The organism is Actinomycetes bacterium, assembly GCA_035489715.1.
Lineage (GTDB): Bacteria > Actinomycetota > Actinomycetes > JACCUZ01 > JACCUZ01 > DATHAP01.
Genome location: DATHAP010000035.1, coordinates 18,560 through 40,743, shown reverse-complemented (window position 1 = coordinate 40,743; position 22,184 = coordinate 18,560). Strand labels below are relative to the sequence as shown.

Here is a 22,184-nt window from a genome sequence, read left to right as displayed (position 1 = left end):
TCTCTACGGCGACCTGGTGCAGCGCACGGTGGCGGCCTCGGCCCGGCGCCGGCTGGCCCGCGCGACGCCGTCGCTGTCGGGGTTCGTGCTGCTGCTTGCGGTCCGTGGGCGCACGCCCGAGCTGGCCCATCACACCGTGCTGTTCCCGGACGACTACGACGCGGAGTTCGACGCCGTCTTCGGCCGGGACGCGCGGCCGGTCGAGGACCCCACGCTCTACGTCTGCTCCCCCGACGACCCGGCGATGCGGCCGGAGGGGCACGAGGCGTGGTTCGTCCTCGTCAACGCGCCGCGGCACGGCTCCGGACCGGGGTGCGTCGACTGGCGCGCGCCGGGGCTCGCGGAGTCGTACGCCGCCCGCCTGGTCGACCGGCTGGCCGAGCGCGGGCTGGACGTCCGCGACCGGCGGCTGTGGCACGAGGTGCGAACCCCGGCCGACCTCGCGGAGGCGACCCGGTCGCCGGGCGGAGCGATCTACGGCACGTCGTCCAACGGTGCGCGGGCAGCCTTCCTGCGGCCGGCCAACCGGTCGCCGGTGCCGGGGCTGTTCCTGGTCGGCGGGTCGGCCCACCCCGGCGGCGGGCTGCCGCTGGTCGGGCTCTCGGCCGCAATCGTGGCCGACCTGGTGGGCCCGGCCTGAGCCAGCGACAGGCCGGCCGCCTCACGCCAGGCGGCGGCGGACCACGACGAGCAACTGCAGCAGGCCGACCAGGCCGAGGCCGACCCAGGCCCACGCACCGAGGGACGCCCACGGGTCGCCGAGCGCGGCCGCCGACGCGAGGAAGGCGGCGGTGACGATCACCCTCGTCGGGCGCTCCCACACGGTCACGACCCCGACCTCGCTCATCCCGCCGGCCGCGGCCCGGGCCCGCGCGTACTCCTGCAGCAGGGCCAGCGCCCCGCCGGCGACGCAGACCCACAGCGGCGCCCCGGCGAGCCCCAGCGCGGTCACGTAGAGCAGGTCGCTGCACCGGTCGGTCACCGAGTCGAGCACGTAGCCCCACCGGGTCGCCCTGCCGGCAAGCACCGCGACGGCGCCGTCCAGGTTGTCCAGCAGCGCCGAGAGCACCACGACGAGCGCCGCCGCCAGCAGCCACCACCCGCCGCCGCCCACCGCCAGTGCGGCAGCCGCGACACTGACCAGCAGACCCAGCACCGTCACCACGTCGGGTGGCACCCGGGTGCGCGCCAGGGGTCGCGCGATGACGTACGTCCAGGTCAGCCACAGGCGCACCAGCCCGTTCGCGCGCGGGTCGTAGCCCCCGTGCAGCTCCGCCCACCGGGAGAAGTAGGTCTCGCGGTCCATCGGGGCCGGCCGCTCAGGCGCGGTCGCGCAGGCCGAGCCGCTGGTAGATCTCGCGCGTCGCGGTCGAGGTGTTGAGGGTGATGAAGTGCAGCCCCGGCACGCCCTCGTCGAGCAGCCGCTGGCAGAGCTCGGTGGCCGCCTCGACCCCGACCGCGCGCATCGCGTCGTTGTCGTCCTCGACCGCGTGCAGGCGCTCGGCCAGCTCGGGCGGGAAGGCCGCGTTGGAGAGCTGGGCGAAACGCTCGATCTGCTTCACGTTGGTGGCCGGCATGATGCCCGGGATGATCGGGACCTCGCAGCCGGTGGCGGCGACCCGGTCGCGCAGCCGCAGGTAGTCCTCGGCGTAGAAGAACATCTGGGTGATCGCGTAGTCGGCGCCGGCCCGGCACTTCTGCACGAAGTAGCGGGTGTCGGTGTCCCAGTCGGTCGACCGCGGGTGCCGCTCGGGGAACGCCGCGACGCCGACGCAGAAGTCGCCGGACTCCTTGAGCAGCCGCACCAGGTCCTCGGCGTACTCGACCCCCTCCGGGTGCTGCACCCACTCGGCCCGCGGGTCGCCGGGCGGGTCACCGCGCAGGGCCAGCACGTTGCGGACACCGGCCGCGGCGTACTGCCCGATGATCTGGCGCAGCTCGCCCGTCGAGTGGTTGACCGCGGTGAAGTGGCCGACCGGCATGAGGGTCGTGTCGCGTGCGATCCGGCCGGTCATGCCGACCGTGGTGTCCCGGGTGCTGCCGCCGGCGCCGTAGGTCACCGAGACGAAGGTCGGCTTTAGCCCCTCGAGCTGGCGGAGCACCGTCCAGAGCTTGCGCTCGCCCTCGGGGGTCTTCGGCGGGAAGAACTCGAAGGACCAGGAACGGCGGCCGTCGCGGAGCAGCTCGGAGATCGCCGGGGCCCGGCCGGGCATGACGCTCTCCCGGGACCAGGGGTCACGCAGCTGCTGGGGCACCCGACGAGGCTAACCCGGAGCCGCATCCGACCCCGGCCGACGACCGGAAGACGGGACATGCCCCTGCCCGTAGGCTCGCGAGGTGTGACGACCGGCTCGCCCGCAGACCGCATCGACCCGCTCGATGCCGAGGACCTGCGCGACCGGGTCCACAAGTCCCTCGACGACCTGCTCGCCCGGCAGTCCGACGTCCTCGACGGCGTGTCCGACGAGCTCGCCCCGCTGATGGACGCCGTCGGCGACCTGCTGCGCGGCGGCAAGCGGCTGCGGCCGGCCTTCTGCTACTGGGGCTGGCGCGGCGCCGGCGGTGACGACTCGGCCGGCATCGTGACCGTCGCCGCGGCCCTCGAGCTCTTCCAGGCCGCCGCACTGATCCACGACGACGTCATGGACGGCAGCGACACCCGGCGCGGCCAGCCCGCCGTGCACCGGCGCTTCGCCGCTCTGCACCGCGGCAACCGCTGGCTCGGCCCGTCCGAGGACTTCGGGGTCGCCGGAGCGATCCTGGCCGGCGACCTGTGCCTGTCGTGGTGCGACGAGATGTACGCCGGCTCCGGGCTCCCGGTCGAGCGGCTCGCCGCCGGGCGCGCGGTCTTCGACCGGATGCGCACCGAGCTCATGTGCGGGCAGTACCTCGACATGCTCGAGCAGGTGCTCGCGTCGACCTCGGTCCAGCGGGCCCGCCACGTCATCCTCTACAAGAGCGCCAAGTACAGCGTGCAGCAGCCGCTGCTGCTGGGCGGGACGCTCGCGGGGGCGCCGGAGGAGCTGCTGAGGACGTACGACGACTACGGCCGCGCACTCGGCGAGGCCTTCCAGCTGCGCGACGACGTGCTCGGGGTCTTCGGCGACCCCGGGGCCACCGGCAAGCCGGCGGGTGACGACCTGCGCGAGGGCAAGCGCACCGTGCTCGTCGCGGTGACCCTCGAGCGCTGCTCCCCGGCCCAGGCAGCGGCGGTACGTCGCAGCCTCGGTGACCCGCGCCTCGACCCGGCCGGCGTCGACGGGCTGCGCGAGGTGATGACCGAGTGCGGGGCGCTCGACGTGGTCGAGTCGATGATCGACGACCTGTCGGCCAAGGCCCTGCGCTCGCTCGAGGGAGCCCACGTCGCCGAGCCGGCCCGCGAGGTCCTGGAGCAGCTCGTGGCGGCCGCGACCGCGCGCAGCCAGTGAGGAAGGTCGTCGGGCCGACCGACCACGTGGTCGTGGTCGGGGCCGGGCTCGGCGGGCTGTCGGCGGCGCTGCGGCTGGCGGGGGCCGGGCGACGGGTGACCGTGCTCGAGCGCGAGGCCGTGCCGGGCGGGCGGGCCGGGCTGCTGGAGGTCGGGGGCTACAGCTTCGACACCGGCCCGAGCGTGCTGACCATGCCGGACCTGATCGCCGACGCGCTCGACTGCGTGGGCGAGTCGATGGACGACTGGCTGACCCTGCGGCCGGTGTCTCCGCTCTACCGTGCGCAGTACGCCGACGGGTCGTCGCTGGACGTGCACGCCTCGGTCGACGAGATGGCGGCATCGATCGCGTCGGTGTGCGGGCCGGGCGAGGCCGACGGCTACCGGCAGTTCGTGGCGTTCGTGTCCGAGCTCTACCGGCTTGAGATGCGTGACTTCATCGACCGCAACGTCGACTCGCCGCTCGGACTGGTGCGGCCGTCGCTCGCGCGGCTGGCGGCCCTCGGTGGATTCCGCCGGCTCGCGCCGAAGGTGGAGCAGTTCCTGCGCGACGAGCGGACCCAGCGGGTGTTCTCGTTCCAGGCGATGTACGCCGGGCTCTCGCCCTACGACGCCCTCGCGATCTACGCGGTCATCGGCTACATGGACTCGGTGGCCGGGGTGTTCTTCCCCGAGGGCGGCATGCACGCGGTGCCGCGGGCGATGGCCGGTGCCGCCGAGAAGCACGGCGTCGAGCTCCGCTACGGCACCGAGGTGGCGTACGTCGAGCGGACCGGTTCGCGCGCGACGGCGGTGGTCACGACCGAGGGCGAGCGGGTGCCCTGCGACGCGGTGGTGCTCAACCCGGACCTGCCCGCGTCCCGCCGGCTGATCGGGGCGCCGGTGCGGCGGCGGCTGCGCTGGTCGCCGTCGTGCTTCGTCCTGCTCGGCGGGTCGACGCGGTCGTACGGCGACGCGCACCACACGATCTCCTTCGGCCACGCGTGGAAGGAGGTCTTCGACGAGCTCCTCGGCGGCCGGCTGATGAGCGACCCCTCGTTCCTGGTGACCTCGCCGACCGCGTCCGACCCGTCGCTTGCACCGGCCGGCAAGTCGTCGTACTACGTGCTGTTCCCGACGCCGAACCTCGACGCGCCGATCTCGTGGACGACGGAGCGCGACCGCTACCTCGAGCACGTCGTCGGGACGCTCGAGTCGCGCGGCTGGCCGGGCTTCGGCGACGCCCTGGAGGTGACGTCGACGACGACCCCGCTCGACTGGGCCGACCGCGGCATGGAGCGCGGGACGCCGTTCGCGGCCGCGCACACCTTCGGGCAGACCGGACCGTTCCGGCCGCGCAACCTGTGGGGCGAGAACGTCGTGTTCACCGGCTCGGGCACGGTGCCCGGCGTCGGCGTGCCGATGGTGCTGGTGTCCGGCCGGCTGGCCGCCGAGCGCGTCCTCGGCCCGGACACGTCCTACCGCTCCCGAGCCTGGGTCTGACGTGACCGCGCTTCCGACCGAGCCGACCAGCACACAGTCCCCGGTTGCCGGGCGAGCCAGTGAGCGTGCGGCACCGGCGTCAGGCCGCCGACTGTGTGCTGATCTGCCCGCCGACTGTGCGGACCCGTCGGGGCGGCTTGACCAGCTCGGCGCGCACAGCAGCAATGACGTAGTCCGGGTCGAACCGCACGTCCTCCCAGGTGAAGCGCAGCAGGCTCCAGTCGGCCAGGCAGTAGGCGTTGGCGCGTCGCCGGTCCTTGCGATAGTCGGCCCGCTCCCGGTGGAACTCGAAGCCGTCGGCCTCGACGATCAGACGAGCCGTGAGGTAGGCGAAGTCGACGCGGGCCACGAGCCGCCCCTCGACGTCGACGACCTGGTACTGCGTCTCGTCAGCAGCAAGTCCCGCCTCCACCAGCAGCACGCGCAGCAGCGACTCGAGCACCGAGCCCGACCGCGGATCGGCCATCGCCGCTACCCGGCGGCAACTGCGACCGTGCGGCCCGTGCAACGCATCTGCTGCCGACCGGAGCTCGTCATGGGTGACCAGCCCCTTGCGCAGAGCCGAGTCAGCGACGACGACAGCGTCCTCGAGCGGCAGGGTCGCGGCACAGTCGAGCACGGTCCGCAGCGGGGTCGTGACCAGCAGCCCCAGCCGCACGGCCGTCTCGCCTACGTCCGCGCGCTTGACCGTGACCCCGGCAGCCCGTGCCCGGCTCCGGTTGCGGGGCACGGTGACGACCGCGCTGGGGTCGGTGGCCAGCTCGAGCCCCCACAGCACCGCGGCGGAGTCGTGCGAGACGACGGCTCGCAGGGAGACGGCAGCGCACCTGAGGTGCTCGACGCCCTCGACGAGTCCGAGGCGGTAGACCCCGCGGCGAGCGCGGACGACGCGACGGTCGCTCAACGCGGCCGCGAGGGCCCGGCGCCGTACGCCGGCAGACCGGAGCGCCGCCAGGGTGGCGTAGCCACCCATGGACTCGAGCGCGGCGACCGGATCCACCCGATCGAGCCTGGCAGGAACCCACGAGATCACGCCGAGGCGCTTGTGGACAACGGGCTCGCCGGACCGATCAGCACACAGTCGGTGTCGTCGCCCACGACGCCGAACACCGTGCAAGGGGGCGGCACCGGACGCCGGCCGCCGACCGGCCGGCGACTGTGTGCTCCTTTGTCCGCGAGGCTGTGCCGGTGAGCGGGCGGGAGCTGGACGCGGCCGGGATCACCGACCCCGGTCTGCGGGCCGCGTACGAGCAGTGCCGGCTGCTCAACGCCGCCCACGGCCGCACCTACTACCTGTCCACCTTGCTGCTGCCGGCCTCCAAGCGCCCGCACGTGCACGCGCTCTACGGATTCGCCCGCTACGCCGACGAGCTGGTGGACGACCTCGACTCCCCTGACCCCGCCGAGCTCGTGCGGTGGGGCGACCGGTTCCTCGCCGAGCTCGCGGCTGCCGACGGCGGCGGCGGCAGCGGCGGCACCGGCGGCGGCAGCGGCGGCGGCAGCGGCGGCAGCGTCGCCCACGTCGACCATCCCGTCAGCCGGGCGGCGATCCACACCGCGCGCACCTGGGACATCCCGAGCGGGACCTTCGAGGCGTTCCTCGAGTCCATGCAGATGGACATCACCGTCACCGGCTACCCGACGTACGCCGACCTCGAGCACTACATGTACGGCTCGGCCGCCGTCATCGGGCTGCAGATGGTTCCGATCCTCGAGCCGCTGCCCGGCCGCGAGCAGGAGGCGGCCGACCGGGCCAGAGCGCTCGGTGAGGCGTTCCAGCTGTCCAACTTCATCCGTGACGTGGCCGAGGACCTGCGGCGTGGCCGGGTCTACCTGCCGCAGGAGGACCTCGACCGGTTCGGGGTCAGCCGGGCCGACCTCGCACCGGGCCCGACTCCGCCGCACGTCGTCGAGCTGCTCCGCTTCGAGATCGCCCGCACCCGCGCGCTGTACGCCACCGCCCAGCCGGGCATCGAGCTCCTGCACCCCACCAGTCGGGACTGCATCCGCACCGCGCTCGCCCTCTACGGCGGCATCCTCGACGCGGTCGAGAAGGCCGACCACCAGGTCCTCGACCGCCGGGTCGCCGTCCCGCTGCCCCGGCGCCTCGCGGTCGCCGTCCCGGGCCTGGTCAGGGCCCGGCGGGCCCGCCGGACGCGGGCGAGCCTGCGGCCGGCGTGAGCCGCCGGCCCCACCACACCCACCACGCGGTCGTCTGGAGCACCAGCGAGAAGCCGAAGAGCAGGTCCTCGACCGGCGCGAACACCAGCCGCCAGCCCAGGATCGCGTCGTCGTCGTAGACCACGATGTCGCGCCCGGTGAGCCATCCGTTGGTCAGCAGCTGGAAGGTCAGGACGATGATGTACGACGTCCAGAACACCCGACGGGTCACCACGCGGGTGCGCAGCAGGGCCACGTCGAGCACCAGGGCGGCCACCACGCCGACGACCGCGAGCGCCGTATAGCTCACTCGTCACCCAGTGGCCAGCCGCGTACCTTGCGCACCGCCTCGACCGACAGCAGCGCGCAGGTCGGCACCACGACGAAGAAGAGCAGCTCGTCCAGCGGCAGGTCACCCGGCAGCAGGACGCCCGTCGTCTGCTCCTCGTCGAAGGTCCAGTGCCCGGCCGAGATCGCGTAGAGGTCCCAGACCACGAAGACCGCAACCACTGGCAGCAACGTCAGCAGCAGCCGCTTCCACTGCCGGTAGACCCGGACGCCGAGCCAGAGCTCGAGCGGCAGCGTCCCGACGACGCAGAACGCGAGCACCGCGGCGTACGACAGGTGGCGCACTCAGAACCCGAGCGCCTGCGCGCGGCGCTTGACCTCCGTGCCACGGTTCTCGACGAGCGCCTGCACCGGCGAGCCGGGGAGGTCGTCGTCGGTGTAGAGCCAGCGCACCGCCTCCTCGTCGGAGAACTTGGCGTCGGCCAGCAGGGTCAGCGTCCCGGGCAGGCCCTTGAGCACCCGGCCGTCCTGGATGAAGTCCGCCGGCACCATCAGGGCGTTGCTCTCGCCGCGGCGGACCGCGAGGATCTGCCGGTCCGACACCAGCTGGCGGGCCCGGGTGACCGGCAGCCCCATCTGCTCGGCCACGTCGGGCAGGGTCAGCCATCGGGGCACGAGATCCTCGTACGCGGCAGCGTGCTGCTGGTCGGCCTCGGAGCGCTGGTCGGTCACGGCGGCAAGCCTGCCACGGCGTCGCCCGGCGGCGGCAGGTCGGGCCGGAGCACGTCGGCCTAGAGGGTGGCCGACTTCACGGCCACCGACGGGTCGGCCAGCAGGGCGTCGTCCACCCGTGTCCCGCGCTCGATGAGCCGCCGCGCCTGCAGCAGGTCGCGCGGCCGGTCCACGGTCAGCGCCGCGGTCAGCCGGTCTCGGGCCAGCCAGAAGGCGGCCCAGCGTTCGCCGTCCTCGCGCCACACGATGCGCTCGCCGGCCGGGTGGTGGCCGGCGTACTGCACCATCCGCCCCCACTGCTCCGACCAGAAGTACGGCACCGGGTCCCACGTCGCGTCGCCGCCGAGGGCGTTGGCCGCGGCGACCGTCGGCGCGTGCAGGGCGTTGTCCCAGTGCTCGACGTTGAGCCGTACGCCCCACCGGCGCGACTCCCAAGCCGCGCAGTCACCGACCGCGAGGACACCGGGCACCGAGCTGCGCAGCCCGGCGTCGACTGCGACAGCGCCCGCCGCCGTCAGCTCGACGCCGGGCACCGCCACCGGGCGGACGCCGATCCCGACCAGCACCGCGTCGCCATCGACGACTCCGTCACCGACGACGTGCACCGCACCGGCGTCGGCCCGGTCGACCAGCGCGCCGAAGCGCAGGTCGACGTCGGACCACCACGGCGTCATCCGGGTGCCGACCTCGGTGGGCAGCGCACCCGCGTGCGGGACACCCGCGCCCTCGAGGACGGTCACCCGGGTCCCTGCGGCCAGCGCAGCCGTCGACACCTCGGCTCCGATCCACCCGGCCCCTACGACGACCAGCCGGGCACCTGGTCGGAGCGCCGCGCGCAACCGGTGCGCGTCGTCGCGGGTCCGTAGGGTCAGCGCGTCGCCGGGCAGCCGCCGCGGCCGGGCGCCGGTCGCCAGCACGAGGGAGTCGAACCCGATCGGCCCGTCGTCGGTCTGCACGGCCCAGGGCTCGACGGCGAGCGCGCGCGTCGACAGTCGCCGGTCCACGTCGAGGGCCGCCCAGTCGGCGTCGAGGGTGGTGTCGTCGGTGTCGCCGCGCAGCAGCTCCTTGGTGAGCGGCGGCCGGTCGTACGGCTCGAGACCCTCGGCCCCGAGCAGCGTGACCGGTCCGGCGTAGCCCTGCCCGCGCAGCGCGACCACGGTGTGCAGCCCGGCCACCCCCGCGCCCACGACGACGATCACCGGCCCAGCCTCCCAGCCGGGTCTGGACCCGCCGCCAGCGGCGCGCGTGGACCACGTACATGTGGTCGACGATCGCCTGGAGTGGCCGTGCAGGCAATACAAGCAATCGCCCGCCCGGGCACGGAGCTCGGCCGGCGGTCACGCTGAACTACACGGGTGTAGTACCACGAAGCGGTAACAATTGCCCCTCTGGTCACTTCAGTCACAGAAGTCACGGCAGTATCACGGACGCACGGTTCGCCGCGGGGCTCGAGCACCGGGCCGGCGGCCACCCTTCCCCGACCGTGAGGACCCGTTCTCGATGTCTGAGCTGCTCGTCGCCCCACCAGTCGTCGCACCACCAGTCCCGCCCGTCCGGTTCCACCAGCCCGACCAGCACAGCCGCGCCGACCGGACCGGCGCCCGGCTCACCCCGCGCGGACGCCGCCTGGTCCGGCTGGCCAAGGTCGTCGGAACGCCGCTGCTCGTGGCCGGCCTGGTGACGGCCGGCTCCCCCGGCTGGGGGCTGTACACGATCCGCAGCGGCGACACGCTCAGCGACATCGCCGACCGCTACGACACGACGGTGGCGCGGCTGGTCAAGGTCAACCGGCTGCCCGGCAACGGCAACCTGATCTACGCCGGCGAGACGCTCAAGGTGCCCGGCCAGGGCGGCGGGAGCTCCAGCAGCGGCGGCGGGCGCAGCCACCTCGTCGTCCGGGGCGACACCCTCTCGGGCATCGCGGTGCGCTACGGCGTCTCGCAGCAGGCGCTGGCCAGCGCCAACGGCATCGGCCGCGACAACGTCGTCATGCTCGGCGCCACCCTGCGCATCCCCGGCGGCAGCAGCAGCGGCTCCAGCACGGCCAACAGCTCCAACACCTTCGCCGGGCGGACGTACTCCGACTCGGTCGTCGACGCGGCGAGCGCAAACCGCAACCGGCTCGCGCGCCGCAACGTGCCCTCGCGCGAGCAGATGCGCGACATCATCGCCGCCACCGCCCGGGCGAACGGCGTCGACCCGGCGCTCGCGCTCGCGGTGTCCTACCAGGAGTCCGGCTGGAACCAGGGAGTCGTGAGCGTCGCCAACGCCGTCGGTGCCATGCAGGTCATCCCCACGACCACCGACTGGATCTCCGGCGTGGTCGGCCGCCGCCTGAACCCGCTCGACGCCCGCGACAACGCCACCACCGGCGTGGTCCTGCTCAAGATCCTCACCCAGGCGGCGAACAGCGACCGGCAGGCGGTCGCCGGCTACTACCAGGGCCTCAAGAGCGTGCGGGAGAACGGGATGTACTCCGACACCAAGCGGTACGTCGCCAACGTGATGGCCCTCAAGGCCCGGTGGAGCTGAGCCCGGGCGGACGACCGGTGACCGGCCTCACAGCGCACCCGGGCCGCGCGCCTGGGCGTGGCCGCCGCGCGTCCGTGCCGGGTGCACGCCGCCGAGGCCCGTAGAATCCGATCGTGGACACGACTGTCAAGGACCCTCTCGTCGGGCGTGTGCTCGACGGCAGGTACCGCGTCGGGTCCCGGCTGGCCCGCGGTGGCATGGCCACCGTCTACGAGGCGCACGACTCCCGGCTGGACCGGGTGGTGGCCCTCAAGGTCATGCATCCGAGCCTGGCCGACGACGACGAGTTCGTCTCACGCTTCATCCGCGAGGCCCACTCGGCGGCCCGCCTGTCCCACCCCAACGTCGTCGCGGTCTACGACCAGGGCGCCGACCAGGGGCACGTCTTCCTGGTCATGGAGCTGGTCCGCGGCCGCACCCTGCGCGACCTGGTGCGCGAGCACGGCCACCTCAGCCCGCGGCAGGCGCTCGAGGTCCTCGAGCCGGTGCTCGCCGCCCTCGGCGCCGCCCACCAGGCCGGCATCATCCACCGCGACGTCAAGCCCGAGAACGTCCTGATCTCCGACGACGGCCGGATCAAGGTCGCCGACTTCGGGCTGGCCCGCGCGGTGACCGGGCACACCAGCCACACCACGGCGAGCGGCGTCCTGATGGGCACGGTCGCCTACCTGTCCCCCGAGCAGGTCGAGCGCGGCGTCGCCGACCCGCGGTCCGACGTCTACGCGGCCGGCATCCTGCTCTACGAGATGCTGACCGGCCTGAAGCCGTACGACGGCGAGACCGCCATCCAGGTCGCCTACCGCCACGTGCACGACGACGTGCCGCCGCCCTCCCAGCTGATCCCGAGCACGCCCGCCGAGCTGGACGCCCTGGTCGCCCACGCGACCAACCGCGACCCCGACCAGCGGCCGGCCGACGCCCGCCGGATGCTGGCCGAGGTCTCCTCGACCCGCCGGCTGCTGTCCGACGGCGAGCTCGACACCCTGGGCCCGGCCCTCGACGCCATCCCGACGCAGGCGACCGACAAGACGATGGTCGTCGACCTCCGCGAGGACCGCGAGGCTGCACCGCGCCGCGGCGACACCGGTCCGCTCGGTGCTCCCGGCGGCACCGGACCGGTCCCCCGCCGCAAGAGCCGCGGTCCGCTCGCCCTGATCCTCGTCGTCGGCCTCGCCGTCGTCCTGTCCGGTCTGGTCTGGCTGTACGTCGCCGTGCTCTCGCAGACCACGACCCCCGGGTTGATCGGCATGACCAAGGCCGCCGCTGCCGAGAAGGCCGAGAAAGACGGGCTCGACGTCACCGTCAAGGAGACGGAGTACAGCGAGACCATCCCCAAGGGTCGTGTCGTCAGCACCGACCCCGACCCCGGCGACAGCATCGACAAGGGCGGCACCGTCGGCCTGCTCATGTCCCTCGGCCCCGAGCGCTACGCCGTGCCCGACGTCGAGGGCGTGCAGGAGGAGCGGGCCCGCGCCATGCTCGAGGACCGCAACCTGTCCGTCGCCAGCCCGGAGCGCAGGTACAGCAGCAAGGTCGAGCGGGGTGCGGTCATCTCGACCGACCCCAAGGTCGGCACCATGGTCAAGCCCGGCACCGCGATCACCCTGGTCATCAGCGACGGCGTGCAGCCGGTCGCGGTGCCCGACGTCGTGGAGCTGCCGCTCGAGGAGGCCGAGGCCCAGCTCGCCGAGGCCAAGCTGCGCTACAACGTGACCGAGAAGTTCGACGACGCCGTGCCCGAGGGCGTCGTCATGCGCCAGACGCCCGAGGCGCCCACCACCGCGCCCAAGAACTCGGTCGTCCAGCTGGTCGTGTCGAAGGGCCCGCGGGAGATCGACGTGCCCAACGTGGTCGGCCAGCCGGTCGCCTCGGCCCAGCCGGCGATCGAGGCCGCCGGCTTCGTGGTCAACATCAACCAGCTGCCGGGCGGGCCCGGCCTGGTGCTCGAGCAGAGCTCGAGCAAGGCACCCAAGGGCGCGACCATCACGCTGTACGTCTTCTGACCTGCCCGCCCTCTCGTCGAGCGACCGAAGCTCTGTCCCGCGGTGAGCTCCGTCGAGTGGTGGGAGTTGGCCCCCTGCAAGCGTTTGCGTACCCCCAACTGCCACGACTCGCGAGGTGAGCGACCAGGCGGTCCTGACTGCCGAGACGTCGCCGTGGCCCGGCGGGGCGCCCGACTAGGCTCGGGACCGTGGTCGTCGTCATGCAGCCCGGTGCGTCGACGGAGGACGTCGACGCCGTCGTCGCGCGAGTGACCTCCGCCGGCGGCGAGGCGTTCGTCAGCCGCGGGGTGACGCGGACCATCATCGGCCTGGTCGGCGACGTCGAGACCTTCGCCGGGCTCAACCTGCGTGGCATGGCCGGGGTCGCCGACGTGATGCGGGTCAGCGCGCCGTACAAGCTGGTCAGCCGCATCCACCACCCGCAGATGTCCACGGTCTACGTCCGGGGCGTGCCGATCGGGCCCGACACCTTCACGCTGATCGCCGGCCCGTGCGCCGTCGAGACGGCGCAGCAGACCCTCGAGGCCGCCGAGATGGCCAAGGCGGCCGGCGCGACCCTGCTCCGCGGCGGCGCGTACAAGCCGCGCACCTCCCCCTACGCCTTCCAGGGGCTGGGCGAGGCCGGCCTGAAGATCCTGGCCGACGTCCGCGAGGCGACCGGTCTGCCGGTCGTCACCGAGGTGGTCGACGCGCACGACGTCGACCTGGTCTCGGGCTACGCCGACATGCTCCAGGTGGGCACCCGCAACATGCAGAACTTCGGCCTGCTGCAAGCCGTCGGCCAGTCCGGCAAGCCGGTGATGCTCAAGCGGGGCATGCAGGCCACCGTCGAGGAGTGGCTGATGGCGGCGGAGTACATCGCCCAGCGGGGCAACCTCGACATCGTGCTGTGCGAGCGCGGGATCCGGACGTTCGAGAACGCCACCCGCAACACGCTCGACGTGAGCGCCGTACCGGTGTCGCACGACCTGTCGCACCTGCCCGTCATCGTCGACCCGTCGCACTCAGGCGGACGTCGCGACCTGGTCGTGCCGCTGTCGCGCGCGGCCATCGCGGTCGGCGCCGACGGCATCATCGTCGACGTGCACCCGCACCCGGAGCAGGCGCTGTGCGACGGGCCGCAGGCGCTCGTCGACGACGACCTGCGGGCCCTGGCCGCCGCCGTCCGCCAGCTGCCGCCCCTGCTGGGCCGACGTCCGGCCCCGGCGTCGGCGACCGCCCCTGCGTGACCGCGTCGCCGGCATGAACGTCTCGCGCTCCGACGTCCTCGGGCTGCGGGTGCGCGCCCAGCAGCTCGACCGCGACGGCGGCGGCACGGTCGCCGACACCGCCCTTCTCGACATCGGCGCGCAGGACACCGGCCCGGACGGTGCGCTGTGGGCGCTGGCCGTACGCGGCCTCACCGACGTCGACGCGAAGGACCTGGTCTGGCTCTGGACGCTGCGCGGTGCCCCGCACGCCTACCGGCGCTCCGACGTGGGGTCGGTCGCGGCGGCCGTCGCACCGTGGTCGGACGCCGACGCGGCCAAGCGCATCTTCGACGCCAGCAAGCCGCTCAAGGCCGCCGGCATCGGCACCGTCGACGCGCTCGACACGGTGGCCGCGGAGATGCGCCGCATCGTGACGAGGCCGACGGTCAAGGGCGAGGTGTCGACCCGGCTGACGGCGCTCCTGCCGGAGCCCTATCTGCGGTGGTGCAACCCCTGTCAGGCCACCCACCCCCACGAGCTGCCGTTCCGGCTGGCGGCGGTGCGGGCGGGGCTCGAGCTGCAGCAAGGCACGTCGCCGCCGGTGCTCCAGCGGGTGCGCGGGTTCCGGGCGGCCGGCCAGGCGGATGCCCGGCACGAGCTGGTGAGGATCTACCTCCGGCTCTTCGGCCCCTCGACGCCGCAGCTGGTGGCCGGCTTCCTCGACGCCCCGGTCACCGACGTCAAGGCACGCTGGCCCGACGACGTCGTCGAGGTCGACCTGGACGGCCAGCGGCGCTGGGTGCTGGCCGACGAGGTCGACCTGCTGGAGGCACCGCCGTCGACCACCCGTCTGCTGGGGCCGTACGACCTCTACCTGCAGGGCAAGGACCGGCCGCTGCTGGTGAACGATCCGGCTCGTGCGAAGGCGCTGTGGCCGGTCATCGGGCGCCCCGGCGTCGTGCTGGTCGACGGGGAGGTCGCGGGCAGCTGGCGGCCGCGGACGAGGGGCGGGCGGCTGCGGCTCGAGGTCGTGCTGTGGTCGGCCCGCCGGACCGCCAGGGCAGGCGTCGCCGACCAGGCCGAGCGGCTCGCGGCGCACCGCGGCGTCGGCCTGGCCGGCGTCGACGTCAGCTGACCCGTCGGTCAGATGCCCCAGTCCGGGTGGTCGTGCCAGTACTCGAGCACCCGGGCGTACTCCTCCAGGGGCGTCGAGCCGGTGGCCGCGTCGTGGCGCCAGACCAGCGACGCGACGTACGTCTCCTGGGCGGCGGTATGACCGGACTGGTCCTCGTGCGCCTGGGCCGGTGCGGCGGCCAGCGGCGCCACGAACCAGGCGGCGATGCTCAGCACGGTCAGGACGATCGGCCGGACGACGGGACGTGTGGGACGGGTGCGGGTGGGGCGCGCGATGCGAGACATGAGGTCCTCCACGGTCAGGAACGGCGACCGTCCGGCCGCCTGGGACCACCGTGCGCGCGCCCGGTCCGCGGCGAAACTACGGATAACCCGAGGCTTTGGTCGGGCCGGGGTCGTGGGCCCGCAGGGTCGGGCCGGGGGCGGGCCGGGTCCGACCCAGCGCCGCTAGCCGGCGAGGAGCCGGGCGAGCACCTCGGCGCCGGCGCCCACCGCGTCGTCATCGACGTCGAGGTGGGTGACCGCGCGCAGGTGCGTCGGGTCGAGCAGGCTGAGCAGCACGCCCTCCGCCCTCGCCCGCGCGACCACGCCGGCCGCGTCGTCGGTCTGCACGACGACGATGTTGGTCTCGACGACCTCCGGATCGACGGCCCGGGGTGCGGCGGCCGCGACGGTCTCGGCCAGCCGGCGGGCCCGTGCGTGGTCGTCAGCCAGCCGCTGCACGTGGTGGTCCAGCGCGTGCAGCCCGGCCGCGGCGAGCACGCCGACCTGGCGCATCCCGCCGCCGAGCCGCTTGCGCCAGACGCGGGCCTCCGCGACCCGCTCGGCGCTCGCCGCCAGCAGGGACCCCACCGGCGCTCCCAGGCCCTTCGACAGGCCGACCGAGACCGTGTCGCAGAGCCGTCCGTACGTCGCGAGGTCGACGCCGCTGGCGACATGGGCGTTCCACAGCCGCGCACCGTCGAGGTGCAGCGCGATGCCCGCGGGGCGGGTCAGCTCGCGCAGCCGCTCGATCTCGCCGACGCCGACGACCGCTCCGCCACCGAAGTTGTGGGTGTTCTCCACCGCGATCACAGTGGTCGAGACCAGGTGAGGACCGGCGTCCGGGCGGGCCATGCCGGCGACCCGGTCCGGGTCGAGACGGCCGTGGTCGGCCGACCAGGTGCGGGTGGTGATCCCGCCCAGGGCCGCGGCCGCCCCGAGCTCGGCCCGCACGACGTGGGCGTCGTCGGCGCACAGCAGCTCGGTGCCGGGACGCACCAGCAGCCGCAGCCCGAGCTGGTTGGCCATCGACCCGGTGGGGGTGAAGAGCGCCGCCTCGTGGCCGAGCAGGGTCGCCACCCGCTCCTCGAGCTCGTTGACGGTCGGGTCCTCGCCGTAGACGTCGTCGCCCACCAGGGCCGCCGCCATCGCGTCGCGCATCTCGCGGGTCGGCCGGGTCACCGTGTCGCTGCGCAGGTCGATCACCCGGTGAGCCTAGACACCCGGGCGCCGCCTGCCGCCCGCGAGCGCCCGCCCCACCCCGGCCCGGCCCGGCCCGGCCCGCCACTGTTGATCGTTTGCGACGTCGCGGGCCTCGACACGCCGCGCAGCCGGCGTGTCGGGGCTGCGACCGTCGCAAACGATCTTGAGGAGCCCCAAGGTCAGCGCTCGGCCAGCATCTCCGCGACGAGGAAGGCGAGCTCCAGCGACTGGCCGTGGTTGAGCCGTGGGTCGCACGCGGTCTGATAGCGCAGCGGCAGGTCGGTCTCGCCGAGCCCGCCGGAGCCGCCGATGCACTCCGTGACGTCGTCGCCGGTCAGCTCCATGTGCAGCCCGCCCGGGTGGGTCCCAAGAGCGCGGTGCACCTCGAAGAAGCCGCGAACCTCCTCGATCACGTCGTCGAAGCGGCGGGTCTTGCGGCCGTCGGGCGCGTCGTACGTGTTGCCGTGCATCGGGTCGCAGACCCACGCGACGGTCGCCCCGCTCGCCGTGACCTTGTCGACCAGCGGCGGCAGCGCGTCGCGGACCTGGGCGGCACCCATCCGGCTGACGAAGGTCAGCCGACCGGCCTGGTCGTCCGGGTTGAGGCGGTCCACCAGGGCCAGCGCCTCCTCGGGCGTCGTCGTCGGCCCGAGCTTGACGGCCACCGGGTTGCGCACCGACGCGGCGAACTCGACGTGCGCACCGTCGATCGCGCGGGTCCGCTCCCCGATCCAGACCAGGTGGGCCGAGACGTCGTAGGGCTGTCCGGTCCGTGAGTCGGTGCGGGTGAGCGCGCGCTCGTAGTCGAGCAGCAGGGCCTCGTGCGACGAGTAGAGGTCCACGGTCCGGAAAGCGTCCGGGTCGACGCCGCACGCGTGCATGAAGGCCAGCGCGCGGTCGATGTCGCGGGCCATCGCCTCGTAGCGCTGGTGCGCCTGGTTGCCCCGGACGAAGCCGCGGTTCCACGCGTGCACCTCGCGCAGGTCGGCGAAGCCTCCTTGGGTGAAGGCCCGCAGCAGGTTCAGGGTCGCGGCCGACGAGTGGTAGACCCGGAGCAGCCGGCGGGGGTCGTGGGCTCGCGCCTCGGCGGTGAACTCCAGGCCGTTGACGGCGTCACCGCGGTACGCCGGCAGGCTGATGCCGTCGCGCGTCTCCAGGTCGGCGCTGCGCGGCTTGGCGAACTGCCCCGCGATCCGACCCACCTTGACCACCGGGACGCGGGCCCCGTAGGTGAGGACGACCGCCATCTGCAGCAGCGTCTTGATCTTGTTGCGGATGGAGTCGGCGGTCGCGTCGACGAAGGTCTCGGCGCAGTCACCGCCCTGCAGCAGGAACGCCTCGCCGCGAGCGACCGCGCCGAGCCGCTCGGTCAGCTGGTCGCACTCGCCGGCGAACACCAGCGGCGGCAGCGTGCGCAGCTCGGCGACCACCTCGTCCAGGACGAGCGGGTCCGGCCAGGTCGGCTGCTGCGCGGCGAGCGCGGCGGGGCGGGCGGGCACCTGTCCAGCCTACGGGCGTCGAGGGGGCCGCAGGCTGGGCCTCGAGGACGTACCGGAAGAAAACCCGTGACCTCCGGGCCGGTGCGTCGTTGTCCATGCCGAACGGGATCCGGATCCGTTCCCTCAGGCTCCTCCGGCAGGGGAGACAGGTGGGGCCGGGCGGGCGCGCAACCGCCCGGGCCCTGCCGTGCAGGGCAGCCCGCAGCGGCCGGTCGGGCAGGTCAGCCGAAGAAGGTCTCGGCCTCGGCGTAGAGGTGCGGCTCCACCAGCTTGAGCACCGTGGTGGCGTCGGTGAGGGGCACCCGCTCGATCGTGGTGCCGTTCAGCGCCACCATCTTGCCCCAGTCGCCGTCCTCGACCGCGTCGATCGCGTGCAGCCCGAAGCGGGTCGCCAGCCACCGGTCGAACGCGGTGGGGGTGCCACCGCGCTGGATGTGGCCGAGCACCGTGGTCCGGGCCTCCTTGCCGGTGCGCTTCTCGATCTCCTTCTCGAGCACCTGCCCGATGCCGCCGAGCCGCACGTGGCCGAAGGAGTCGAGCTCGCCGTCGGCCAGGGTCATCGTGCCCTCGGCCGGCGTCGCTCCCTCGGACACCACGATGATCGGCGAGTAGTGGCTCTCGAAGCGCGACTCGACGTAGGCGCACACCTTGTCGATGTCGAAGGGCACCTCGGGGATCAGGATCACGTTGGCGCCGCCGGCCATGCCGGCGTGCAGCGCGATCCACCCGGCGTGGCGACCCATCACCTCGACGATCAGCGCCCGGTGGTGCGACTCGGCCGTCGTGTGCAGCCGGTCGATGGCCTCCATCGCGATGTTGACCGCGGTGTCGAAGCCGAAGGTGTAGTCGGTGGCGTTGAGGTCGTTGTCGATGGTCTTGGGCACACCGACCACCTGGACGCCGTGCTCGTGCAGCCGGGTCGCGACGCCCAGGGTGTCCTCGCCGCCGATGGCGACCAGCGCGTCGATGCCCATGTCCTTGAGGTTGGCCTCGATCTTCTCGACGCCGCCCTCGACCTTGAAGGGGTTGGTGCGCGAGGACCCGAGGATGGTGCCGCCGCGGGGCAGGATGCCGCGGACCGCGTCGACGTCCAGCGTCCGCGTCAGCCCTTCGAGCGGGCCGCGCCAGCCGTCCCGGAAGCCGACGAACTCGTGCCCGTAGACCGTGACCCCCTTGCGCACGACAGCGCGGATGACCGCGTTCAGGCCGGGACAGTCGCCACCACCGGTGAGCACGCCGATTCGCATGCGTCGCACCCTACGGCCCCCGCTAGGGTCCGCAGGATGACGTTCTCAGTCGTCGGACGACAGGGGGACGGGGTCGGGGTCGCCGTCGCGTCGAGGTTCCTGGCGGTCGGGGCGATGGTGCCCGCCGCGCGGGCCGGCGTCGGCGCGGTCGCGACCCAGTCCTACGCCAACCTCGCCTACCGCGCGGACGGCCTCGAGCTGCTCGCCGAGGGCGGTACGTCGCACCAGGTGCTCGACCGGCTCACCGCCGCCGACGATGGCCGCGACCAGCGGCAGGCCGGCGTCGTCGGCGCGACCGGTGACGGCGCCACCTTCACCGGCAGCGGCTGCCACGACTGGGCCGGCGGGCGGGCCGGCGACGGGTACGCGGTCCAGGGCAACATCCTCGTCGGCCCCGAGGTCGTCGACGCGATGGAGCGGGCCTGGCTGGCCGGGTCGACGACCGGCGATGCGCTGCCCGAGCGGCTGCTCGCGACCCTCGCTGCCGGTGACCAGGCCGGCGGGGACCGCCGCGGCCGGCAGAGCGCCGCGCTCGTCGTCGTACGTCCCGACGGTGGCTACGGCGGCGACGACACCGAGGTCGACCTGCGCGTCGACGACCACCCGTCGCCGGTCTCCGAGCTGCGCCGGCTGCTCGAGCTGCACCGGCTGTACTTCGGCAAGCCCGACCCGGCGACGCTGCTGCCCCTCGAGGGCGAGGTCGCAGCAGAGGTGGCGCGGCGGCTCGACGCCCTCGGCTACCGCAGCCTCGAGGACTGGGCCGGCGTCGAGAACTTCGAGGAGCGGATGGTCGACGGCCACATCGACCCGCTGGTCCTCGACAGGCTGCGGGCGGCGAGCTCGTGAGCGTCCTGGCGATCGACGCCGGCACCACCGGGGTCACCTGCCTGGTGGTCGACGAGGAGGCCCGGGTGGTGTCCCGCGGCTACGAGGAGTTCCCGCAGCACTTCCCCCGGCCCGGCTGGGTCGAGCACGAGCCTGAGGAGATCTGGCAGGCGACCCTGGCGGCCGCCCGGCAGGCGCTGGCCGGCCAGCAGGTGACGGCCGTCGGCATCACCAACCAGCGCGAGACCGCGGTGCTGTGGGACCGGCGCACCCTCGCCGCGCCCCGCCGCGCCGTCGTCTGGCAGGACCGCCGGTCGGCCGCGGTCTGCGACCGGCTGCGCGACGCCGGCCACGAGGACCGGGTCCGTGAGCTGACCGGCCTGCGCTTCGACCCTTACTTCACCGGCACCAAGCTGACCTGGCTGGCCGAGCACGACCCGACGGCCTGGGCCGGCGTCACCGACGGCTCGACGGCCGTCGGCACCGTCGACTCCTATCTGGTGGCCCGGCTGACCGGCGGTGCCCGGCACGTGACCGACGCGTCCAACGCGTCGCGCACCCTGCTCTACGACATCGACCAGGGCGGGTGGAGCGACGAGCTGTGCGACCTGCTGTCCGTGCCGCGGGCCGCGCTGCCCGAGGTCGTCGCGTCGTGGGGCGAGGTCGGCCGGACGACGCCCGACGCGTTCCTCGGGCTCGGGCTGCCGGTGGCAGGCATCGCGGGCGACCAGCAGGCGGCGCTGTTCGGCCAGGCCTGCTTCGCCCCCGGCGAGTCCAAGTGCACCTACGGCACCGGGTCGTTCGTGCTCGTCAACACCGGCCCTGACGTCGTACGCAGCGATGCCGGTCTGCTGACGACCGTCGCGTGGCAGGCGCCGTCCGGCGACCTGACCTACGCCCTAGAGGGCGCGATCTTCGTGACCGGGTCGGCCGTGCAGTGGCTGCGCGACGGGCTCGGCATCATCGGCGCCGCCCCGGAGTCCGAGGCGCTGGCCCGGACGGTGCCCGACTCGGGCGGGGTGGTCTTCGTGCCGGCACTGACCGGGCTCGGCGCCCCGGACTGGGACCCGGCGGCGCGCGGGACCATCGTGGGCATCACCCGAGGCACCACCCGGGCCCATCTCGCGCGGGCCACGCTCGAGGCGATCGCCTTCGAGGTGCGCGACGTCGTCGAGCTTCTGCCCGACGTCACCACGCTGCGCGTCGACGGCGGGGCCGCCGCCAACGAGCTGCTGCTGCAGCTGCAGGCCGACACCCTCGCGATGCCGGTCGAGCGACCGGCGGTGCTCGAGACCACCGGCCTCGGGGCGGCTCTCCTGGCCGGGATCGGTACCGGGGTGTGGTCCTCGACCGACGAGCTCGCCTCGACCTGGCGGGTGGACGCGACCTTCGAGCCGGGGACACCGGCGGAGGGCGCCACCACCTACGAGCAGTGGCGCCGGGCGGTGGACCGGGCGAAAGGATGGGCCGCCGACTGACCCCAGTCGTGTCAGCCGGCGGCCCATCCCGCACCCGGTGGGTGCGACACCTGCAGTGTGTTGGCTACAGGTCCACCGGGCGCAGCACGTAGTCGATCCCGTGCGCAACCTGCTTGTTGCCCTTGTTGAGGTTCAGCAACCTCGGAATCGTGGCCGGATCCACGTCGTCGGGGTCGGCGTCCTGGAGCCGGACCACGCCACGGGTGGGGTCGAGCACGTCGATCGTGACCGAGCCACCCTGCGCGGTCGCGACCGAGGCGCCGTCGGCTTCCAGGACCTTGGCGGCGGTCAGGGTCTTGCCGGCCACGACGTGGTAGAGCAGGACGGTCTCGATGGTGTCGATGCCGAGCGAGGCGGCGGCCGCGAAGGCCTTGCGCTCCTTGTAGAACCAGGTGCCGGTCAGGTCGAAGACCAGCGCCTTGAAGGCCCGGTCGGTCGGCACGAACGCGGTGACCCGGGTCTTGCCGTCCGCCAGGACGGCGACCGGCGAGCCGGGCTTGGCCTTGACGACCGCGAGCACGGCCTCGGTGGCGATGTCGAAGTCGCCGGCCTTCTTGTCGAACCGGTTGCCGTCCGAGGTGAGGACCTTGGCCAGGGACCGGTTGCCCTGGGCGGCGCTGGCGGCCGGGGCGGTCGCCAGGACGGCGCCGGCACCGAGAGCGAGGGTCGAGACGACAGCAACGGCATTGCGTAGACGCATGTTCGCTCCTGGGAGAGGGGGTT

22 protein-coding genes are annotated in these 22,184 nt (G+C 73.6%); 10 read left to right on the top strand and 12 right to left on the bottom strand.

The window, feature by feature from the left end; all coding sequences use genetic code 11:
* A partial coding sequence (locus VK640_03190) for a phytoene desaturase (GenBank protein HTE72190.1) occupies positions 1 to 640 on the top strand: 640 nt, incomplete at its 5' end.
* Between the two features lie 21 nt (positions 641 to 661).
* Here the strand turns inward: VK640_03190 and VK640_03185 are convergent.
* Positions 662 to 1,306 (bottom strand): CDP-alcohol phosphatidyltransferase family protein, encoded by a 645-nt coding sequence (locus VK640_03185; protein ID HTE72189.1) that lies wholly within the window; start codon positions 1,304 to 1,306, stop codon positions 662 to 664.
* A gap of 13 nt (positions 1,307 to 1,319) precedes the next feature.
* Entirely contained in the window at positions 1,320 to 2,192 is an 873-nt protein-coding gene (gene metF / locus VK640_03180) for a methylenetetrahydrofolate reductase [NAD(P)H] (protein ID HTE72188.1), read from the bottom strand.
* 147 nt (positions 2,193 to 2,339) lie between these two features.
* On the opposite strand from metF, the gene VK640_03175 reads away from it, so the two are divergent.
* Both VK640_03175 and crtI read left to right on the top strand, forming a co-directional pair.
* Positions 2,340 to 3,428, top strand: a complete 1,089-nt coding sequence (locus VK640_03175) for a polyprenyl synthetase family protein (protein HTE72187.1) — start codon at positions 2,340 to 2,342, stop codon at positions 3,426 to 3,428.
* On the top strand, positions 3,425 to 4,909 hold the full coding sequence (crtI, locus tag VK640_03170; GenBank protein HTE72186.1) for a phytoene desaturase family protein: 1,485 nt from the start codon (positions 3,425 to 3,427) through the stop codon (positions 4,907 to 4,909). Before VK640_03175 ends, crtI begins: the two co-directional genes overlap by 4 nt.
* 79 nt (positions 4,910 to 4,988) lie before the next feature.
* Here the strand turns inward: crtI and VK640_03165 are convergent, their stop codons facing one another.
* The gene (locus VK640_03165) at positions 4,989 to 5,909 is read right to left on the bottom strand and encodes a DUF559 domain-containing protein (protein ID HTE72185.1); all 921 of its coding nucleotides are present in this window, start codon (positions 5,907 to 5,909) and stop codon (positions 4,989 to 4,991) included.
* Between the two features lie 188 nt (positions 5,910 to 6,097).
* Between VK640_03165 and VK640_03160 the strand changes: the two genes are divergently transcribed.
* The gene (locus VK640_03160; protein HTE72184.1) at positions 6,098 to 7,090 is read left to right on the top strand and encodes a phytoene/squalene synthase family protein; all 993 of its coding nucleotides are present in this window, start codon (positions 6,098 to 6,100) and stop codon (positions 7,088 to 7,090) included.
* On the opposite strand, the gene VK640_03155 is transcribed toward VK640_03160, so the two are convergent.
* The 4 genes from VK640_03155 to VK640_03140 are packed head-to-tail and all read right to left on the bottom strand — an operon-like array spanning position 7,041 to position 9,288.
* Positions 7,041 to 7,379 carry a lycopene cyclase domain-containing protein gene (locus VK640_03155; protein ID HTE72183.1) on the bottom strand — a complete coding sequence of 113 codons (339 nt, stop codon included), beginning with the start codon at positions 7,377 to 7,379 and terminating at the stop codon, positions 7,041 to 7,043. The two genes, VK640_03160 and VK640_03155, sit on opposite strands and share 50 nt — an antisense overlap.
* Positions 7,376 to 7,702, bottom strand: a complete 327-nt coding sequence (locus VK640_03150; protein HTE72182.1) for a lycopene cyclase domain-containing protein — start codon at positions 7,700 to 7,702, stop codon at positions 7,376 to 7,378. Before VK640_03150 ends, VK640_03155 begins: the two co-directional genes overlap by 4 nt.
* Entirely contained in the window at positions 7,703 to 8,089 is a 387-nt protein-coding gene (locus tag VK640_03145; protein ID HTE72181.1) for an Rv2175c family DNA-binding protein, read from the bottom strand. It lies immediately after the preceding gene.
* 59 nt (positions 8,090 to 8,148) lie between these two features.
* Positions 8,149 to 9,288 (bottom strand): FAD-dependent oxidoreductase, encoded by a 1,140-nt coding sequence (locus VK640_03140; GenBank protein ID HTE72180.1) that lies wholly within the window; start codon positions 9,286 to 9,288, stop codon positions 8,149 to 8,151.
* A gap of 301 nt (positions 9,289 to 9,589) precedes the next feature.
* Between VK640_03140 and VK640_03135 the strand changes: the two genes are divergently transcribed.
* The 4 genes from VK640_03135 (at position 9,590) to VK640_03120 (ending at position 14,949) form a co-directional block, all read left to right on the top strand.
* Complete coding sequence (locus tag VK640_03135) at positions 9,590 to 10,621, top strand: LysM peptidoglycan-binding domain-containing protein (protein ID HTE72179.1); 1,032 nt, start codon at positions 9,590 to 9,592, stop codon at positions 10,619 to 10,621.
* Positions 10,622 to 10,734: 113 nt separating this feature from the next.
* Complete coding sequence (gene pknB / locus VK640_03130) at positions 10,735 to 12,624, top strand: Stk1 family PASTA domain-containing Ser/Thr kinase (GenBank protein ID HTE72178.1); 1,890 nt, start codon at positions 10,735 to 10,737, stop codon at positions 12,622 to 12,624.
* 188 nt (positions 12,625 to 12,812) lie between these two features.
* Positions 12,813 to 13,853, top strand: a complete 1,041-nt coding sequence (aroF, locus tag VK640_03125) for a 3-deoxy-7-phosphoheptulonate synthase (protein ID HTE72177.1) — start codon at positions 12,813 to 12,815, stop codon at positions 13,851 to 13,853.
* Between the two features lie 13 nt (positions 13,854 to 13,866).
* Positions 13,867 to 14,949 carry a winged helix DNA-binding domain-containing protein gene (locus VK640_03120; GenBank protein HTE72176.1) on the top strand — a complete coding sequence of 361 codons (1,083 nt, stop codon included), beginning with the start codon at positions 13,867 to 13,869 and terminating at the stop codon, positions 14,947 to 14,949.
* Positions 14,950 to 14,957: 8 nt separating this feature from the next.
* Here VK640_03120 and VK640_03115 read toward each other — a convergent pair whose 3' ends face one another.
* The 4 genes from VK640_03115 to VK640_03100 form a co-directional block, all read right to left on the bottom strand.
* Positions 14,958 to 15,233 carry a hypothetical protein gene (locus VK640_03115; protein ID HTE72175.1) on the bottom strand — a complete coding sequence of 92 codons (276 nt, stop codon included), beginning with the start codon at positions 15,231 to 15,233 and terminating at the stop codon, positions 14,958 to 14,960.
* A 162-nt stretch (positions 15,234 to 15,395) separates the two neighbouring features.
* The gene (locus VK640_03110) at positions 15,396 to 16,415 is read right to left on the bottom strand and encodes a GntG family PLP-dependent aldolase (protein ID HTE72174.1); all 1,020 of its coding nucleotides are present in this window, start codon (positions 16,413 to 16,415) and stop codon (positions 15,396 to 15,398) included.
* A 176-nt stretch (positions 16,416 to 16,591) separates the two neighbouring features.
* Entirely contained in the window at positions 16,592 to 17,911 is a 1,320-nt protein-coding gene (locus VK640_03105; protein HTE72173.1) for a 3-deoxy-7-phosphoheptulonate synthase class II, read from the bottom strand.
* A gap of 221 nt (positions 17,912 to 18,132) precedes the next feature.
* On the bottom strand, positions 18,133 to 19,158 hold the full coding sequence (locus VK640_03100; GenBank protein ID HTE72172.1) for a 6-phosphofructokinase: 1,026 nt from the start codon (positions 19,156 to 19,158) through the stop codon (positions 18,133 to 18,135).
* 36 nt (positions 19,159 to 19,194) lie between these two features.
* Here VK640_03100 and VK640_03095 point away from each other — a divergent pair, with 36 nt between their 5' ends.
* On the top strand, positions 19,195 to 20,004 hold the full coding sequence (locus VK640_03095; protein ID HTE72171.1) for a DUF1028 domain-containing protein: 810 nt from the start codon (positions 19,195 to 19,197) through the stop codon (positions 20,002 to 20,004).
* Positions 20,001 to 21,461 carry a glycerol kinase gene (locus VK640_03090; GenBank protein ID HTE72170.1) on the top strand — a complete coding sequence of 487 codons (1,461 nt, stop codon included), beginning with the start codon at positions 20,001 to 20,003 and terminating at the stop codon, positions 21,459 to 21,461. The genes VK640_03095 and VK640_03090 overlap by 4 nt, the downstream gene beginning before the upstream one ends.
* 64 nt (positions 21,462 to 21,525) lie before the next feature.
* Here VK640_03090 and VK640_03085 read toward each other — a convergent pair whose 3' ends face one another.
* Complete coding sequence (locus VK640_03085) at positions 21,526 to 22,161, bottom strand: fasciclin domain-containing protein (protein HTE72169.1); 636 nt, start codon at positions 22,159 to 22,161, stop codon at positions 21,526 to 21,528.
* Positions 22,162 to 22,184 lie beyond the last annotated feature (23 nt).

Coding starts and splice junctions, on each gene's coding strand:
- VK640_03185 (HTE72189.1), bottom strand. CDS start 1,306: ATGGACCGCGAGACCTACTTCTCCCGGTGGGCGGAGCTGCACGGGGGC.
- VK640_03135 (HTE72179.1), top strand. CDS start 9,590: ATGTCTGAGCTGCTCGTCGCCCCACCAGTCGTCGCACCACCAGTCCCG.
- VK640_03120 (HTE72176.1), top strand. CDS start 13,867: ATGAACGTCTCGCGCTCCGACGTCCTCGGGCTGCGGGTGCGCGCCCAG.
- VK640_03115 (HTE72175.1), bottom strand. CDS start 15,233: ATGTCTCGCATCGCGCGCCCCACCCGCACCCGTCCCACACGTCCCGTC.
- VK640_03100 (HTE72172.1), bottom strand. CDS start 19,158: ATGCGAATCGGCGTGCTCACCGGTGGTGGCGACTGTCCCGGCCTGAAC.
- VK640_03095 (HTE72171.1), top strand. CDS start 19,195: ATGACGTTCTCAGTCGTCGGACGACAGGGGGACGGGGTCGGGGTCGCC.
- VK640_03085 (HTE72169.1), bottom strand. CDS start 22,161: ATGCGTCTACGCAATGCCGTTGCTGTCGTCTCGACCCTCGCTCTCGGT.